13 protein-coding genes are annotated in these 16,022 nt (G+C 62.4%); 3 read left to right on the top strand and 10 right to left on the bottom strand.

The genetic code is table 11. The annotated features are described in order from the left end of the window. Nucleotides 1-22: 22 nt before the first annotated feature. A complete protein-coding gene (locus FHW85_RS18315) occupies nt 23-5,005 on the bottom strand; it encodes an alpha-2-macroglobulin (protein ID WP_168649214.1) in 4,983 nt (1,660 codons plus the stop codon). A 242-nt stretch (nt 5,006-5,247) separates the two neighbouring features. Continuing rightward, complete coding sequence (locus FHW85_RS18310; RefSeq protein WP_168649213.1) at nt 5,248-6,081, bottom strand: oxidoreductase; 834 nt, start codon at nt 6,079-6,081, stop codon at nt 5,248-5,250. Between the two features lie 72 nt (nt 6,082-6,153). Between FHW85_RS18310 and FHW85_RS18305 the strand changes: the two genes are divergently transcribed. Then, nucleotides 6,154-6,585 carry a MerR family transcriptional regulator gene (locus tag FHW85_RS18305; RefSeq protein WP_168649212.1) on the top strand — a complete coding sequence of 144 codons (432 nt, stop codon included), beginning with the start codon at nt 6,154-6,156 and terminating at the stop codon, nt 6,583-6,585. Nucleotides 6,586-6,751: 166 nt separating this feature from the next. On the opposite strand, the gene FHW85_RS18300 is transcribed toward FHW85_RS18305, so the two are convergent. From FHW85_RS18300 to FHW85_RS18275, 6 genes are all read right to left on the bottom strand, one after another. After that, nucleotides 6,752-7,375 carry a hypothetical protein gene (locus FHW85_RS18300; protein WP_168649211.1) on the bottom strand — a complete coding sequence of 208 codons (624 nt, stop codon included), beginning with the start codon at nt 7,373-7,375 and terminating at the stop codon, nt 6,752-6,754. Next, nucleotides 7,372-8,802 carry a serine hydrolase domain-containing protein gene (locus FHW85_RS18295; protein WP_168649210.1) on the bottom strand — a complete coding sequence of 477 codons (1,431 nt, stop codon included), beginning with the start codon at nt 8,800-8,802 and terminating at the stop codon, nt 7,372-7,374. Before FHW85_RS18295 ends, FHW85_RS18300 begins: the two co-directional genes overlap by 4 nt. Before the next feature lie 14 nt (nt 8,803-8,816). Beyond that, nucleotides 8,817-9,254, bottom strand: coding sequence for a VOC family protein (locus FHW85_RS18290; protein ID WP_168649209.1), 438 nt, complete (start codon nt 9,252-9,254; stop codon nt 8,817-8,819). A gap of 22 nt (nt 9,255-9,276) precedes the next feature. Further along, a complete protein-coding gene (locus tag FHW85_RS18285) occupies nt 9,277-9,897 on the bottom strand; it encodes a cytochrome c oxidase assembly factor Coa1 family protein (RefSeq protein ID WP_168649208.1) in 621 nt (206 codons plus the stop codon). 63 nt (nt 9,898-9,960) lie between these two features. Continuing rightward, complete coding sequence (locus FHW85_RS18280; RefSeq protein ID WP_168649207.1) at nt 9,961-11,490, bottom strand: alpha/beta hydrolase; 1,530 nt, start codon at nt 11,488-11,490, stop codon at nt 9,961-9,963. A gap of 214 nt (nt 11,491-11,704) precedes the next feature. Continuing rightward, a complete protein-coding gene (locus tag FHW85_RS18275) occupies nt 11,705-12,100 on the bottom strand; it encodes a pentapeptide repeat-containing protein (protein WP_168649206.1) in 396 nt (131 codons plus the stop codon). 751 nt (nt 12,101-12,851) lie between these two features. On the opposite strand from FHW85_RS18275, the gene FHW85_RS18270 reads away from it, so the two are divergent. Beyond that, complete coding sequence (locus FHW85_RS18270) at nt 12,852-13,157, top strand: hypothetical protein (protein ID WP_167258549.1); 306 nt, start codon at nt 12,852-12,854, stop codon at nt 13,155-13,157. A 678-nt stretch (nt 13,158-13,835) separates the two neighbouring features. Further along, a complete protein-coding gene (locus tag FHW85_RS18265) occupies nt 13,836-14,753 on the top strand; it encodes a hypothetical protein (RefSeq protein ID WP_168649205.1) in 918 nt (305 codons plus the stop codon). A gap of 77 nt (nt 14,754-14,830) precedes the next feature. Here the strand turns inward: FHW85_RS18265 and FHW85_RS18260 are convergent, their stop codons facing one another. Both FHW85_RS18260 and FHW85_RS18255 read right to left on the bottom strand, forming a co-directional pair. Continuing rightward, the gene (locus tag FHW85_RS18260) at nt 14,831-15,184 is read right to left on the bottom strand and encodes a hypothetical protein (protein ID WP_168649204.1); all 354 of its coding nucleotides are present in this window, start codon (nt 15,182-15,184) and stop codon (nt 14,831-14,833) included. Nucleotides 15,185-15,371: 187 nt separating this feature from the next. Further along, on the bottom strand, nt 15,372-15,779 hold the full coding sequence (locus FHW85_RS18255) for a hypothetical protein (RefSeq protein ID WP_168649203.1): 408 nt from the start codon (nt 15,777-15,779) through the stop codon (nt 15,372-15,374). Between the last annotated feature and the right edge of the window lie 243 nt (nt 15,780-16,022).

Below are 16,022 nucleotides of genomic sequence, written 5' to 3'. Positions count from 1 at the left end.
GGAGCGCGCGGCCCAGCGACACTCAGGGTTCTTCGACGGTGAGCTGGGCAGGCGTCGCCGCACCGTAGCCACGGATGCCAGGGCGATACATGTCCTCCACCAGCGGCGGCGGCACCGTGTAGGTCCCCGGCGTCACCGCGCGGACCACATAGAACACGCGCGCCACGTTGCCACGCCGCAGCTTGAGGGCTGCCGCATAGCGGTCGTCGCGATACTCCTCGTGCACCACGTTGGCCGCACCTTCGTGCTCGGCGAGCTGGATGCCATCGACCACCACGCCCTCCCACTGCCTGGCGCCGCCCAGGTTGAGGTTCTCTACCTCCAGGCCGCCGGGCTGCAGGTCGGTAACCAAGGCATCGGGCATGTCCACCCGCGCTTCCATGCTCACCTCCACGATCAAGGTGTCGCCCTCGCGCAGCTTGCCGCCCGGCCAGGGATGGCCATCGGTAGTGAAGTAGCTGCGGCGCACGTCGATCTGGCTGGCATCGGCGGCCGGCGCCTTCTGCGGAATGCCCGCCACGTCCAGCGTGGCGAATACGATGCCCTTGTCGGCGCCTTGCACGGTCACGCCGCTCTCCAATTCCGCCGGAGTGAGATCGCGCACCCAGATCGTCTGGCCTTCCGGCGCGCTTTCCGTCTTGCTGCCCACCCGCACCGTGGCGGCAAGCGTGCCGCGGCCCGCGGCGTCGAAGGTATGCGCCACACGTGCGATCGCCACCTGCTCCTGCGTGCTCAGATACGACCACGACCAGTGGTAGTACGGCACCTTCTCGTCCGTGGACTTCACCTTGGTGGTCGCGTTGCGCGCCCAGCCGACCAGCTTCGCGTCGTACTCGGCCTTGTTGAGCCCATAGGCATGGGCCAGCGACACCATCACGCCCAGGTCGCGCAGCTCGGAACCGTAGTCACCCACGTACCAGGGGCGCTCCTTGTCCCAGGCAAACGCTTCCTGGATCGCCTTCTGCGCGCGCTCATTGTCGCCCATCAGCTTGAACGCCACGGCAAAATGGACCAGCGGCAGCGGACCCACCAGCTTGTTCCGCTCGTTGTCGAAGACCGCGCGCAGCGTGCCCAGCGGCGCCCGGTTGACGCGGGCGAGCACATAGCCGGAGTAAGCCTCATCGGCGATGCGCATGTGGTCGTGATGCTCGTACGAGTAGTACGGATGCCCACCGGCGAGCAGGTCGTCGTTGAGCCGCTGCAGCGCCTTCTGCAGCACCTCCTGCGGCACGGCGAAACCGCCGTCGCGTGCGTCGAGCATGAAGTCGACCGCATAAGGCGTGGTAAAGGTCTCGATCGGGCTGGTGCCGCCCCAGAAGCTGAAGTGCCCATTGGCAGCCTGGAACGAGGCGATGCGTGCGAGCGCACTCTCCACCGCCGCCTTGCGTGCAGCCTCGCCGAGGCCCGCCGTGTTCAATGCATGCGCGGTCTTCTCGTCGAGGTAGAGCGCCGCATAACCCTTGCTGGTGGTCTGCTCGATGCAGCCATACGGATAGAGCAGCAGATCATGCAGGGCCGCGCTGTAAGGCAGCGGCGGCAGCATGCTGAGGGTCAGGCGGTTGCGCACCGTCGGCAGCACCAGGCCGCTCATCGCACTGCCATCCAGGCGTGCCGGCTTGCCCTCCTCGATCGCCATCGGCACGGTGCTCAGCACTTCCGGCCAGGCGTTACGCACGGCGAACTCGAAGTGGCGATCCACCTTGTAGTCGTTCAGTTCGGCGTGGATGTCGATCTTGGCCACGGCAACGCCGGCATCGGCGGCGACAGGCATGGTCAACGTCGTGCCGGCGCCATCCTTCAACGGCACGCTGCGGGTGGCATCGCTCACCTTGATAAGGCCATCCGCCTTCACGCTGACCTTGGCAACGCCGTCCTTACCCGAAAGATTCTTCAGGTCGATGCTGATCTTCGCCTTGTCGCCGGCAGCCATCACCCGCGGCGTGCTCGGCTCCACGACCAGCGGAGCGCGCACGGTGACCGCGCCGTCGGCGTTGCCGAAGCGCTCGTCCGCATAGGCCAGCGCGGCGAGCCGCAGGCTGCCGTTGAAGTCGGGCACCGGCAGATGCACCGTCGCCCGGCCCTGCGCATCGAACTGCACCGGCGCCGCGAACAGATCGACGATCTGCACCTTCGGGTTGAGGCGCGCACCGTGCGGCAAACCCTTGCCACTCATATCGCCGCCGTAGCGCAGCTTGGCTTCGGCACCCTCCATCGCCTCGATGACGCGGCTATACAGATCGTAAGCCTCCACGCTCAACGCGCGCTTGGCGAACATCCACGCCCACGCGTCCGGCACCGGATAGCTGGTGATATTGAGCACGCCCTGGTCGACGGCCGAGACAGTGACGTAAGCCTTCTTGCCGGAGAGACCTTCCGCCTGCACCGTCACGTCGAGCGCATGCCCGGGGCGCATCAGTGCCGGAGCGGTGAGCTTCAGCGAAATGCGCCGGTCGTTGCGCTCCATCGCCACGTGCTCCACGCCCATGGCGCGCGCCGGCGTGGTCTTTTCGGAAGCATCGCCGCCGCGGAACACCGTCGCCACCACGTAGACATCGTGGCGTTCCCATTCCTTGGTGACGGGGATCTCGAACGTCGCGCCGGCGGTGGCGTCGATAGTGCGGCTGTAGAGCAGATGATCCGATTCCACCAGCAGCAGGCCCGGACCATCGTGCGGCGGCGTCACCGTCACCTTCATGGTGTCGCCGGCGCGGTAGCGGGCCTTGTCCAGCGCAAGCTTCACCTTGTCCGGGCGCGCTTCCTTGCCGGTGTTCTGGTCTTCCCAGCTATAGCCGGCGAAGAACGGGAACACCGAAGTGAGCTTGGTTTCGGGGTCATAAACCTCCAGCCGATAGCCGCCCCATTGCACGGGGAAGTCCACTTTCGCGCGCTGGCCAGCGGCGACGTCGATGTCCTTCTCTTCCACGAGCGTCAGCTGCACGTTGGCGTTGGATTTCCATTCGTCGCCGTGTTCGTACAGCCAATAGAAGTCACGGCTTTCCTGCTGCAGGCGCACCTTCAAGTGCTTGCCCGCCACCAGCTTGCCGTCCATATCGGCACGCATCACTTCGAATGCAGCGCGCCCCTCGCTCGGCGCACCTTGCTTGGGATCGAACAGCGGACGGACGCCCGTCAAGGCAGGCGCCGGCCAGTACACGCGATTGAGCATGCGCGTCACCGCACGGCCGCCGGTCTCGTACACGCTGCCGGACAACGTCGCCGTCAGCGGCGCCACGGGCTTCACTTCGTCGGGCAGGTCGATGTCCTGTTCCAGATGGCCTTGTGCGTCGAGCTTGGCGTCGAGCACGTCCGCGGCATCCTTGGGCAGATCCACCAGCGGGTCGCCGAAGAACACGTCGGCCAACGCCGGCAGCGGATGCACTTCGGGCTTGACCAGCAGCTTGGCCGTCACGCGGTTGCCATCGGCCGGCGCGCCATACAGATAGCTGGAAGACACCGCCAGCTTCAGCGGCTCGGACGGCGCCAGGCGCGCCTGCGGGCTGGAGAGATCGAGCTTCAGGCGCTCCGGAAGAAACTCCTCCACATGGAACGGAAAAGCCTGCACCGCTTCCTTGCTGGCCGGATCGAGGCGGAACTCCAGCTGCCACAGGCCGGTGGGCGCGTCCTCCGGAATGGTGCGGCTCAGTTCGAAATAGTTGAGGTCTTTCGGATCCAGCTTGGTATCGACCAGGCTGCGCCCATCGGGCTGCTTCAGGCGCACGAACAGCGCCTGCTGCTTCATCGCCCGTCCGTCGTAGTCGCGCAGCAGCGCGGAGGCGCGCAAGGTCTCGCCCGGGCGGTACAGGTCGCGGCCGGACCAGGCGAACACTTCGAACGGCGCCTGCTTGCGGCCCGTCACGTCGAAGTTGGAGATATCCAGCGCCGGCCGATTGAACGGCAGCACGGAGACGTCCTTACCCTTGCGGGCGATAAGCACGTCGGTGGGGTCGACCTTGTAGGCGATCAGCGCGTTGCCGTTGTCGTCGGTGGTGGCTTTCACCTTGGCGGTGCCATCGGCATTGTCCACCTCCACCGCGACGCCGCTTACCGGCGAGCCGTCATGCAGCGACGCCACATGCAGCAGCGCGTTGTCGCGATAGACGCGCAGATGCAGGCCCAGGTCGCTGACGAAGAACACCGCCGTGTCATAGCTGCCCGAGTACGTGCCGCCTTGCTTGAGCACCGCCATGTAGACGCCGGGCTGGGCCAGCTCTGCCACTTTCTGCACCGGGATATAGGTGATGGTGCGGGCATTCGGCTCGCCGCCCAGCGTGTAATGATTGGCGTAGACCGATTCCCCCATGTCGGTGATGGGGCGGCGGGTGCGCTTCTGGTCGTTGCAGCGATTCCAGTTGGTGATCTCGTGGTCGAGATCGTAATTGTTGCGATGCTTGTTGGCGGGGAAGGCGCAGAACACATCCGAGATAGCGTCATCGCGCACGCGGAAGAACTCGATATCCGCGTCGTGGACATTCATCGACACCAGCGGCAAGCCGCGCGATCCCCGCGCAGGCAATACGCTGCCCGAGGAAGCAAAACCCACGGCAGCTGGCATATTGCCGGAATAGACATCGTGCTTCTGATCCGCGCCGATCGAACGCCCGTCGGCCGCCAATAACCCGCCGCGCACCTGCACCGCGTAATGCTGGTCGGCCTGCACGAACGGAAATACCAGCGTCTTGCCGTCGTCCTTGAGGCTCCAGCTCCCGCTGATCGCTTCGCCATTCGGGCCGGCGACCGAAAGCAGCTTGTCGAAAGATTGTGCGGATGCCAGCGGTGCGTTGAACACCAAAGCCAGTTCCGTCCGCGTGTCCTCGGTACGAGAGCCTGCACTGAGCAGGGCAAAGGCAGCCTTTTCCGCCTGCCCCGCCGAGGACGCCGGCGCGGGGTGCCCCTGCAAGGCGGGCTTATCGCTTTCGTGATGGCCGCAACCGGCCAGGGAGACCGCCACGCACAGCGCAAAACCGACCACGCCAAAGACGCGGCCGCCAAACAGTTTCCGATCCATAGATATTCCCCCAAGGTACGAAAACAGTCTGGCACGCATTTATGGCCGAATCGAGGCTTGGGGGTAGCGCCTTGATTGAATCTGCATTTAATGGGGATGAGTCCAGCCCGTCCCGTTTTAACCGCCACTACCGGCGTAGGTTGGGGTGAGCCAACGGCGAACCCCAACATCGCGATGCGCTTGAAGGTGCCGATGTTGGGGTTCGCCTGCGGCTCACCCCAACCTACGCCGTCGCCTCTGGATCAGGCGCCGGCCAGCGACTTCTCTATCCGCCGCATCAACCCATCGAACGCCCTATCGCTCAACCAGCGCCGCAGGAACAGGATCGTCCGCGCGCCTCCACCTGTGGCGTAACGCGTGCGCGGACGCGAAGCGCGCAGCGCACGTGCGATCGTCTTGGCTACGACATCCGGCGGCGACACCATCGACGACTTGTCGCTCGCGGCGAACAGGCGCGCATGCATGGCGGCTTGTTCGGCGTAGGCGGTGTGGCCGGAGTAACGCAGCATGCCCTCCTGGGCAATGCCGGCCCATTCCGTGCGAATGCCGCCAGGTTCCACCACCACCACATCGATGCCGAACGGCGCCAGCTCCATGCGCAGGCAATCGCTCAAGCCTTCCACCGCGAACTTGGTGGCGTGATACCAGCTGCCCAGCGGCTCGTGCATCTTGCCGCCGATCGAGGTGATGTTGACGATGGTGCCGGAGCGCTGCGCGCGCATCATGGGCAGGCAGAGCTGGATCAGGCGGGCCAGGCCGAAGACATTGACTTCGAACTGGCGGCGGCCCTCGTCCAGGGGCACGTCTTCCAGCGAGCCGTATGAGCCATAGCCGGCGTTATTGATCAGCGCATCCAGGCGCCCTTCGCGTTGGGTAATGGTTTCCACTGCCTGGACGATCGAAGCGTCGTCGGTCAGATCCAGCGGAAGCACCTGAATGCCGGCGTCGGACAAGCTTTTCATGCGGTCCACCCGGCGCGCGGCCGCGTAGACTTTGTATCCCTCCAGCACAAGGCGGCGCGCGGTCGCCTCGCCTATGCCCGACGAGGCGCCGGTAATCAGTACGGTTTTGCTCATGGCCAGTCACTTGGTGGTTTGCGGACCCTAAGCCTAAACTAGGGCCTATACCCCCTAGTCAAGGCCTACGCCATGCTGATCGCTGAATTCTGCCGGCGCGCCGGGCTGACGCGCGACGCCGTACGCCTCTACGTCAAGCTCGGACTGATCAGGCCCAGCGCCGGCGCGTCCGGCAGCAACCGCTACCAGCAATTCCACGAGGCCGACGTCGATCGCGTCGCCCTGATCAAGGTCGGCCAGCAACTGGGCTTTACGCTGAAACAGATCGTCATCTTGAACGAGGAATACGAAGCCGGCGGCATCGATCAGGCACGGCGGCTGGCGGTGATGCAGGCGCAATTGGCGCAGGTGGACGAGAAGGCAACGCAGCTGGGCAAGCTGCAGAGCTATCTGCGGGCGAAGATCGCGTGGATCGAAGCGGGCGAGCATGGCGACGAACCGTCGTTCTGCGGGCTGGAGGTGGTTAATCGCATGGTGGGTGGCAAGCGCACGCGGCTTGCTTGAATGCGCTGAGGATAACTTCGGCCAACGAGGAGCCCGGCACCCGACGTCGCCACCGTAGGTTGGGGTGAGCCGAAGGCGAACCCCAACGGCGCGATGCGTTGCAAGGTGGGAATTAATGGGGGCAGGTGCAGTTATCTTTATTAATTGGACCCGCCCCCCATTTTTATTACGTACTCCACGTAGCAAACAGCGAAATCACCATACCCAGCGACACCAGGCCAGTGACCAGCTGCAGCAGCCGCAGGTACGGCGTTATTTCGTTGATGGAGCGGCCAGGCCGCAACACCGCGCGCTGCAGCCCGGCGGAATAAGGCAGCGCCGACGAAACAGCAAACACCGAAACAAGCGCCAGCACCGTAAGCGGCCCCGGCAGGCCCGGCCGGCTGGCGAGGTGGAACTGGTTGTCGCCGAGGAGCAATACATTCCAGACCACGATGACCAGAAGGGCAACGCTCCAGCGGAAGGCGACACCGGAAGGCCGATCGACCGCCTTGCCTTGCGGCCTGAAACCCACGGAGCGGATGTCATCCAGCACCGCCTCCCTGTTTCCCATGCACCAGAAGACGACTTTCTCCGGATAGTCCAACCGGTTGTGGTTAATGCGAATGCCGCTGGACAGAATAGGGATGGAGCCATAGAGCTCGAACGACACCACTTCCTGATCGGTGAACGTATAGGTCCCGAGCGTTGAAAGCTTGAGTTCTTGCGTGCGGGCGGTCAGTGTTGCCAATGGCCATGACGCATTTACCCAGCCAATGCGCGACCCACCGGTGAACGACACTTCTTTCATGGCTTTGCCTGTCCTTGCTGTTGATCGGCCTGAAGCTGCCGCGCCTTGTCGTACAACTGCTGGGCCTTCGCCTGCTCGCCCTTTGCCTTGTACCCATCGGCCAAGCTATCCCACGCATTGGCGGATGCGGGAAAGAACTCGGTATTCAGCGCCAGCACCCGGATGGCCGCGTCCGCGCTGAGGAATTCCAACGCGGCATAGCCGGTGTTGTTGATGGTGCGTTCAAGCGCTTCGCCCTGGAGTGACGTGCCGGACCGGATCTTCTTGCCGTCTTCCGGCCCAGTCGACGACGCCAACGCATAAACAATGAGCTTTTCCGACAGCACTTCCGCCGGAAACTTGTCCGGCGCTACCGTGGCCATAGCGCTGCCGATCAAGGTGCGCGACCAGACATTCTTTGCGCTGCCATTGCTCAGATAGATAAAGACATAGGTATCGTCGTCGAGGCTGTCCTTGTAGACGACGCGTACCCGCACCCGCGCACCGCCGTCATGTCCGGCATGCCGATAAGCCCCGCTCTCGCCGTATTCCCAGCCGGTGGAGAAGTCGCCCCGGCGACCGTCGGACAAGTTCTGCGGCTGCCAGAACTGCTGCAGCGAAGCCTTGCTTACGAGCTCGCCGGAACTCAACGCTTGCAAGAACCTCGCGAGGTCGTCCAGCGTGAGGTAAAGCTCCGCATGTCCATAGCTGTAGGCCGGCCACGCAATCTCGGTTTCCCGCTGCGGCTTGCCGTTCTTGCCGAGATAACCCAGGGCGACGCCGCTGGCCGGCAGCGAGGGCCGGCCCAGCCAGGTGTGCTTCAAGCCGAGTTTCCGGATGATGCGTTCGCCCGCAATCTGCGGATAAGGCTGGCCGTAATGCGCTTCGAGCAAAGCCGACAGCACCAGATAGTTGGTCTGCGTATAGCGCGCACGGGTGCCGGGCGCGAACAGCATCGGTTTAGGTCCAAGCGATGCGAAGACGTCCTGCATGCTGGCAGGGAAAGCCGTGGGCTGCTCGTTGTCGGAAAAATAATCCGGCACGCCGGAAGTGTGATTGAGGAACTGGCGCACCGTGATTCCGCGCCAGCCATCCGGCAATCCCTGCAAGTAAACGCTGGCCGGTTTATCCAGATCCACCGTACCCTGCTCGACCAGCTGCATCACCAGCGTGCTGACGAAAAGCTTGCTCAGCGAATAAACCGGAAAGACGGTGCGCGCGGTAATTTTTTCCTTGGCCTGGAGATTGGCATAACCATCCACGCCGCGAAAAACTTCCTTGCCGTTATGCGTCACCAGCAACGCCTGCCCCGCCGTACCGTAACGCTGCCGGTTGACCTGCAACTGCCGGGTCATGGCGTCCGACAGCGAGTCCTTGCCCGCGCAGGCCATGGCCGGCAGCAGCAATACAAGCACGAGTGCGACGATGGATAGACGACGAGTGTTCAAGGCCTTCCCTTCCCTTATCCGAGCTCCTGGGCCAGCCCGATGAGCAAGCCCTCAGGCCCGCGGATATAGCACAGCCGATAAACGTTCCCGTAGTCGACCACCTCACCCACCAGCTGCGCGCCGTGCTTGCACAGCCGTTCGAGCGTGTCATTAAGGTCGTCCACGGCAAACATCACGCGCAGATAGCCCAGGGCATTCACCGGAGCGTTGCGGTGATCCGCGACGACAGCCGGCGCGAGAAAGCGGGAAAGTTCGAGCCGGCTATGGCCGTCCGGCGTGCTCATCATGGCGATCTCGACATGCTGGTCGCCCAGGCCCGTGACGCGGCCGGCCCATTCGCCTTCGATGGTGGCGCGGCCTTCGAGATTGAGGCCAAGCTCGCGGAAGAAGGCGATGGTCGCATCGAGGTCTTCGACGACGATGCCTATGTTGTCCATTCGTTTGATGGCCATGTACCTTGTCTCCGAGCGGCCGTTACTTCTCGCTATCGCTTTGCGCGTTCAGGTCGATCCGATTTTTTGTCGCATCGTCTTCGAACACCGCCTGATTCAGGTGCCACTTCCCCATGGCCTCCACCGCCAGAATGTAGACCCTGCCTTTGCCCTTGGGGCCTTCCACATTGAAAGCGAGGTTGGCCCTTCCATCAGCGCCCGACACCTGGATGCTGCCGGTAGGGATGCCTGGTGTGATGGGCGTACCCAAGAGCTGCGACACCTCGGTACTGGCCTGCACCTCGCTGACAGCGAGCTTGTAGGCATCGGAGCTTTTCATGATGGAAATGACGCTCCAGAAGAGGCCGCCGACCGCCAGTACGAGCGCGACCAGGACAACCGGGCCCCACATGGCCCATTTGCGCTGCGAGCGCTTGAAAGCCTCCACGCTTTCCCAGCGCTTGTTCTGCCATGCCCACGCGCTGCCCTTGATGCCAAGAATGACCCACATCGGGATATTGACGATGGGCACGAACATAAGGAACGCGATGGGCGTGTTGTTTGCCGCGCCCCAGATCCAGGTGAGGAAGAAAGCGCCCCAGTTCCAGTTGTCGATTTCCGGCGGTACGACTGCTTTGCGGCCGCCGCCTGATGTGTTTTCCATGTTCTTCCCCTGGTATTTAAGTTAAAGCGCAATGCAACAGTGCTGAATCGGCGGAGCGGATAGTTATTCCCGCTTGCCTGTCCCCGAACCTTTCGGCACCGCCACATCCGGCTTCTCAAACGCCACCGCATCCAACGCCGCCTCACTCGGCAGATCCCCGAATTCCCCCGTCCGCAGAAAGTCATACACCTTCGCCGCCAACTCCGGACGCGTGCGCAGCCACTGGAACGTCCCGCCATGCTGCGCGCGATGCAGGATCATCATGCGGGCGTTGGGGAACCAGGGGAGCATGGCGAGGGTGTTTTCCATCGGCGTCGATGGATCCCAATCGCCCTGCACGAACAATACGGGTGTCGTGTCCCGCACCGGGCGCCGGAAGCTGTCGCCGGCATCCGGCGTGGCCCACTCGCCCTTGGTCGCCAGATAACCGGCGAAATTCCAGCTGCCGATTATCGGCAGCGCGGGGTCGGTGCGCAGCAGCGCCTTGCGCTCGGCGCTCATATCCAGGCCGATATTGATCAGCGGATTGATCAGCGAACGCGGCTCGCCCGCGCGGGCGGCCACGGCGTCCTTGGCCCAGGCGTCGTAATGCCGGTGATAGAGATTGAGTACGAAGCGCGGGAAGGTGGCGGCGTGCTGCGAGGCGTCGAGCAATGCGGATTGGTAATCCTCCACGCCGAGCACCACGCGCTGCGTTTTGCCGTTGGCGTCTTTCACCGTGACGGTGACCGGCGCCTTGGCCAGGCGTTCGCGCACCTCCCACATGGCGGCAACCAGGCCGCCCGCCGGCAGCCAGGGTTTCAGCGCGGGGTCCTGGTCCGCTTCCCACGCGATGCGCTGATAGACGGCGTAGACCTGCGAAGGCATGTCGTAGCCGTAATCGAGCGGCTCGGCCGAGGTAATCACCGCGCGCGCCACCAGCCCCGGATGGGCTTTCATCACGGCGAATGCCCATTGCGAACCGAAGCTCGCACCGAGCGCGCTGATTTTGTCGTAGCCGAGCGCGTGGCTGAGATCGGCCACGTCATCGGCAATCTCGTTAATGGAATAACCGGAGAGATCGGCCTGCGGATACGCGGCCTGCGCGCGCCGGGCCAGGTCGCGGGTGACGTCGATATCGTCGGCCGCCACAGTGGGCCGGTCCAGTGGCAAGGCCTTGCTGGGGATTTCCATGCGGTCGCCGCGCAGCGTATAGCCGCGCTGCTCGATCACGATCAGGTCGGCCACCTGCGCATAGGCCTGCCAGGCTTTGACACGCCGCCGCGCGGTGTCGTCGCGGTCGAGCACGATGTCCAGCATGGTGACGCCCGGGCCGCCCACCAGCAGCACGATCGGCGGCGCCTTGGTGGGGTGCGCCGCCTTGACCCGCGCAAAGCCGACGCCGATCAGCCGGCTGCCGGGTTTGGCGCGGTTCTCCGGCACGTAGAGCGTGCCGATTTCGTAGGGCATGGTGGTGCCGTCGTTGGCCGCGGCGACGCCGGTTTCGATCACCGTCTCGCCGGCGTGACGGGGCGATCCGGTGGCGGCGAAGGACGACAGGCTGAAAAGCGTTGAAGCGGCGGCGAATGCGTAAGGCGCGATGCGGAACGTCATGGACCGGATCCTTTCCTTGGCGGTGCGGCGACGGAGGCTGGGCAGACTACCGCCGGCTTGTTTACCACAGGAGGTGTGGGGTGCGCCTGGGCCGGATTGCCCGTAAAAAACGGCGGTAATCACTTCACTGGATTACCGCCATCTCTTTTGTTGCCAAGGGGGGCGGGTGCCGTTATTCCACCTTGACCAGCTTCGGCCTCTTTGATGCACAGCGCTAGCAATCCAAACTCCTTACGGGAACCAGCTCGGTATCCAACCCTTCGCAATCCCGCTGGCTGCATCCGTACCAACGGGAGCCGTCGGCTCTCCACTCTCCGCCCATGTTGTCATTCCCGAAGTTGCAATTATCGAATACACATTCGACCAGCCGGCAGCCGGCGAACGAGCCTCCATGGAAGTCGCAATGCTTGAAGGTGACGCCGACTAAGGCCGCCACGTTGAACATGCATAGATAGAAATCGCATTGTTCAAAGGTGCAGTCGATAAAGGAAGCATCGTTATGCAAGCCTTCGCCACGGATCCCGCGAAAGGTGCAGAAGACGAAGACCTGATCTTCCCAGGAAATCTCTTCTGGTGCGCAGTTCTCGAAGACTTCATTCTCGATTGGCATATGGCCTTGTCCCTGATACGCGCGATCCGTCTGTCGAAGCGGATGGCGAATGATCCGTTGAGAATTCTCCGCATTGCACACGCTGGCGGAGTGGAGGGCCATCGGCTTGAGCCGAGCCACTAGAGCTAAAGGTCAATGGTATCTCCCCATTCCCCTCTGCTTCCGACACTCGGATTAGACCGAAATGCAGTTGGCAAAGTACGCATCCATGCAGCTTTTGCGGCATCGCGGTTGCGATGCGGGTGCCGGACTACAGACAACCCCAGGTTGCTTTGCTAGTTTTCTTCGCGTTGCCCGCGTTGTTGCTGAAGACGCGTCGCGGGCAACCATGGCAGCAATGTCGTGAGAGCGCGGGCCAAGGGTGCGTCAACACCCCTGACCCGCTGACCATCACCAACTGAAAGAGAGTTGATCATGGCTACCCCAGATCATACGGCACACGGCCGCCCGCCGATCCCCTCGGCGGCATCCTCACCACCCACTCGGGCTGTCCGACGACCACGCGGACACGGTTGAAGCACCGCGGTTTAAGAGTTTTCGCAGGAAAGATTCCGAGCCGTCTTACCCGGCACGTCGCCTTGCGCGACGGCGAAACCTCCTGACACCGCCACACATTTCATCCATCAAGCCGCCCGGCGCCCATCCTGTGGGCCTCCGGTGACCCCTCGAGTCCGTATGGTCGCGGCACGCCGAGCTTTCAGCGGCGTGCCGTTCTCGGACGAGGGCCGCGGCATCCAGCAAGGAGTTGCTTATGGACACTGTTTTCGGCGAACCCTGGATCGTGCGCCACGCCATCTACTACACCGACCCGGAGGCGGGGCCGGATGCGCTGTTGAATGACGCCACGGAGTGGTTGCAGTACGCGTGCAGCTCGGTCCGGTTGTTGGCGGAGCTGGTGCGAGAAGGCGGCGAGGTCGATGCGGACCGGCTGCCGGTGATGTTGGAGGGGATTGGGGTGTTTATCGATATGGGCATGCGGTGCGCGGTGCAGGCGCATTTGAGGATGCAGTGGGAGCAGGTGCGGGGGGAGGTGGAGTCCGAAGCCGCGGAGCCATGATTGTCTCCAATTAACTACTCCTGCCCTCCTGGCAATTTTTGCTCCCCAATGTGTGCACACGCGGTGCGCGGCGCAGACGCATCTGCGGATGCAGTGGCAGCAGGTGCAAGCGAAGGTCTAACTGCCGGTGAGCCCTGACTGATGTTCTTGCTCGTCATTCCGGCGTAGGCCGGAATCCAGTGGCGGTATGGTTTGATCGAAGCGATCCGTGTGCGCTATTGCGGCTGAGACGTTGCGTCTTTGCGACAGCGCGATCATCGGGCATTTCTGTCACTGGATTCCGGCCTGCGCCGGAATGACGATGGGGCGTAATGAGTGAATCCATCACTTGCAAGGAGGTAAGTGGTCCGAAGCGAGAGCTCGGCTGCAATGTGCAATGATTTCTGTCGCGATATTTTACGACCGGCATTCACCGAATGCTTCATGCGCTACCGCCTTAATCTTCATTGCAGGGGGAAAGCCGAAGGGAGCGCATGACGACCGATACTCTGCAAAGGAACGGTGTACGTACGAATGCCACTGGCATCACGCCGCTGCTCGAGCCCCTGAAGGGCTACCGCTGCGCGGGTGGTCATACCTGCATGACGGACGACACGGCCGCGTGCACCAGCAATTGTTGAACGATGAAAGGGGGGCGTATCCCGCCCCCTTTCTTAGATGGGTCGGAGAGGAATCTGCATGTTGGCTCGGCTGCTGTTTTTCTTTGTAGTGACCGCAAGCGTTCTTTTTTCAGTTTCGGTGCGAGCAGGCGACGACGAGCTCACCAGCTGGGAGAAGGCTTATCTGGAGCTCGAAAAGGTATCGCGCGATAACGCCGGGTCCGAGGACAGAGCCCATCTGATCTCCGCTAGCTACGCCAAGCTGTTCAAGAGCGTGGCGTCGACGGACTTGGCCAAGGTGACATCTCGGGACCTCCACGCCATGTTCATGGCAGCGGCATCCGTGGATTTCTACGAGACCACGGATGCGCATCTTTCGGATCTTCGCCGGGTCATCGCGGCGCTGGAAGACCGTCACGATGCATCCGCCGGCGAAGTCGAGAAATTCTACGCCGCCCTGTTCCAAGGCCGGAAATTCGATGAAATGGCAGCGTTCTATGCCAGGCATCAGGACGCGGGCTTGGCAAAGCCCATCGCCTATCGTGGCGCGCCGGTCGGTGACGTGCGCCACGCAGTACTAAAGGTGGACCCCATCGGCAATGAAGTATCCGGAAGCCAAGTCGACCTCGACAACGGAGCCCGCATCCTCGTGGTGGCTCATCCACTTTGCCATTTCACACAGAACGCCACGGCCGCCATCGAATCCGATGCCACCTTGGCGAAGGCTTTTGGATCAGCGTCTATATGGGTAGCACCGGCTGACCGTGGCGTCGACCTCGCCCCTTTCCAGGACTGGAACAAAAAGCACGTCAGCACGCCGATGACTATCGCCTACGCTGCCGACGGTTGGCCTGAGGTTCGCATCTGGCAGACACCCACCTTTATCTTTCTCAAGGATGGGAAGGTGACCGGAGAAGTCATTGGCTGGCCGAAGGAAGGGAATTCTGAAGCACTGCGACGTGAGATGTTGAAGCTTGGCTTGCTTCAAGCGCATTGAAGATGCATGACTCACGCTGGCGCGTAAGCGCCAGGAAGCGTATCGGCAAAGCCTAGGTGATCGAGTCCATCCAACTACTATCGTCCGCCATGGCCAGTAATCAGGCTGGCGAGGCTATCAAAGTCAGCCACCAGACCTGAGATGGTTACGTTGCGGCCATTGCGAAGCGAAATCTCAAGCTGAGCGCTTCGACTCCCATCGATTCTCCTTACTTCAACGATGTCAGATATGGAGAACTCGCGTTTGAAGTAACTGCCCACGGACACGCGGCCACCTTCGATCGTCACGCGATACTTCAGAAAGTAGGCGCCAACGCTTGCCGCAAACAGCGCGAACAGCCAGAGGAAGCTCGCGAACTTCAGGAAGTCCATGTTTCCAGCGGCGCCGGGCAAGAAAGGCGCGCCGACGAAGAGAAGTCCGATACCGAACATCAGGTAAGCGAGCGCCGGGGGGGAATTTGTAGACAAGGCGACCGTCGACCACTTGATGACGAGCCCGAGATCTCAGAACGCCGACCGCTGCGAGGACAGCGCCTACTACCACAGGTGTCAATGGAGCGAGGTTCATCGTTATTGAGTGTCCCGTATGAGAGTTGCCGATTCGGCGCCCGCTACAAGGTCAGGCCAACTCGCCCTTCTTCATCGCCGCTCGCCATCCATATACCAGCACCCATCCAATAGCCGCATAGAGCGCATCAGTCAAGAATGCGCGCACTGCAAATACGCCGGGGATTGAGCCGCCCAAGAGTAAGCCGCAGACGAGTAGAAGCGCCTCGACTGCGAGGAAGGCTATAAGCGCATGGGCAAGCAATCGCTTGGTGATCGGCCACAGAAACCACGTGTAAACAAAGATCGCAGCGAAGCCAGTCAGAACATATTCGAGTAGACGAAAGTTGCCCTTCATCGCCATCGAACCATCGCCAAAAAGGGAAGGACTCCAGCCCAACAGCGCGGCGAGGATCGTGCCCGGAACAATCAGGGCGAGAAGTATGCAGAGCGAGAAGACTGCGATGCGCCGATAGTTCATCACTCACCTCAAGCTTATGGACTGCAACTCGATGGAGGCAGATTCACTTCTGAAGCCATGAGTGAACCTGAGCTCGTTATTGACCTAGCACACAGCGCAACCCAGATCAGGGCGTACCCGCTTTCGGTTCAAATCGATTCGGAAAACCCTGGTACGCCCCCGCTTTCGTAGACGGTTAGCTACTGGATTTTGAGTTAGCCGCCTCGAACATCATTGGCGCAAGGCCTCCCAGATGTCCATGGC

This window comes from Dyella sp. SG609, from assembly GCF_012275375.1.
Lineage (GTDB): Bacteria > Pseudomonadota > Gammaproteobacteria > Xanthomonadales > Rhodanobacteraceae > Dyella_D > Dyella_D marensis.
The sequence above is the reverse complement of the archived record's forward strand: the minus strand, read 5'-3'. Positions and strand labels throughout refer to the sequence as shown.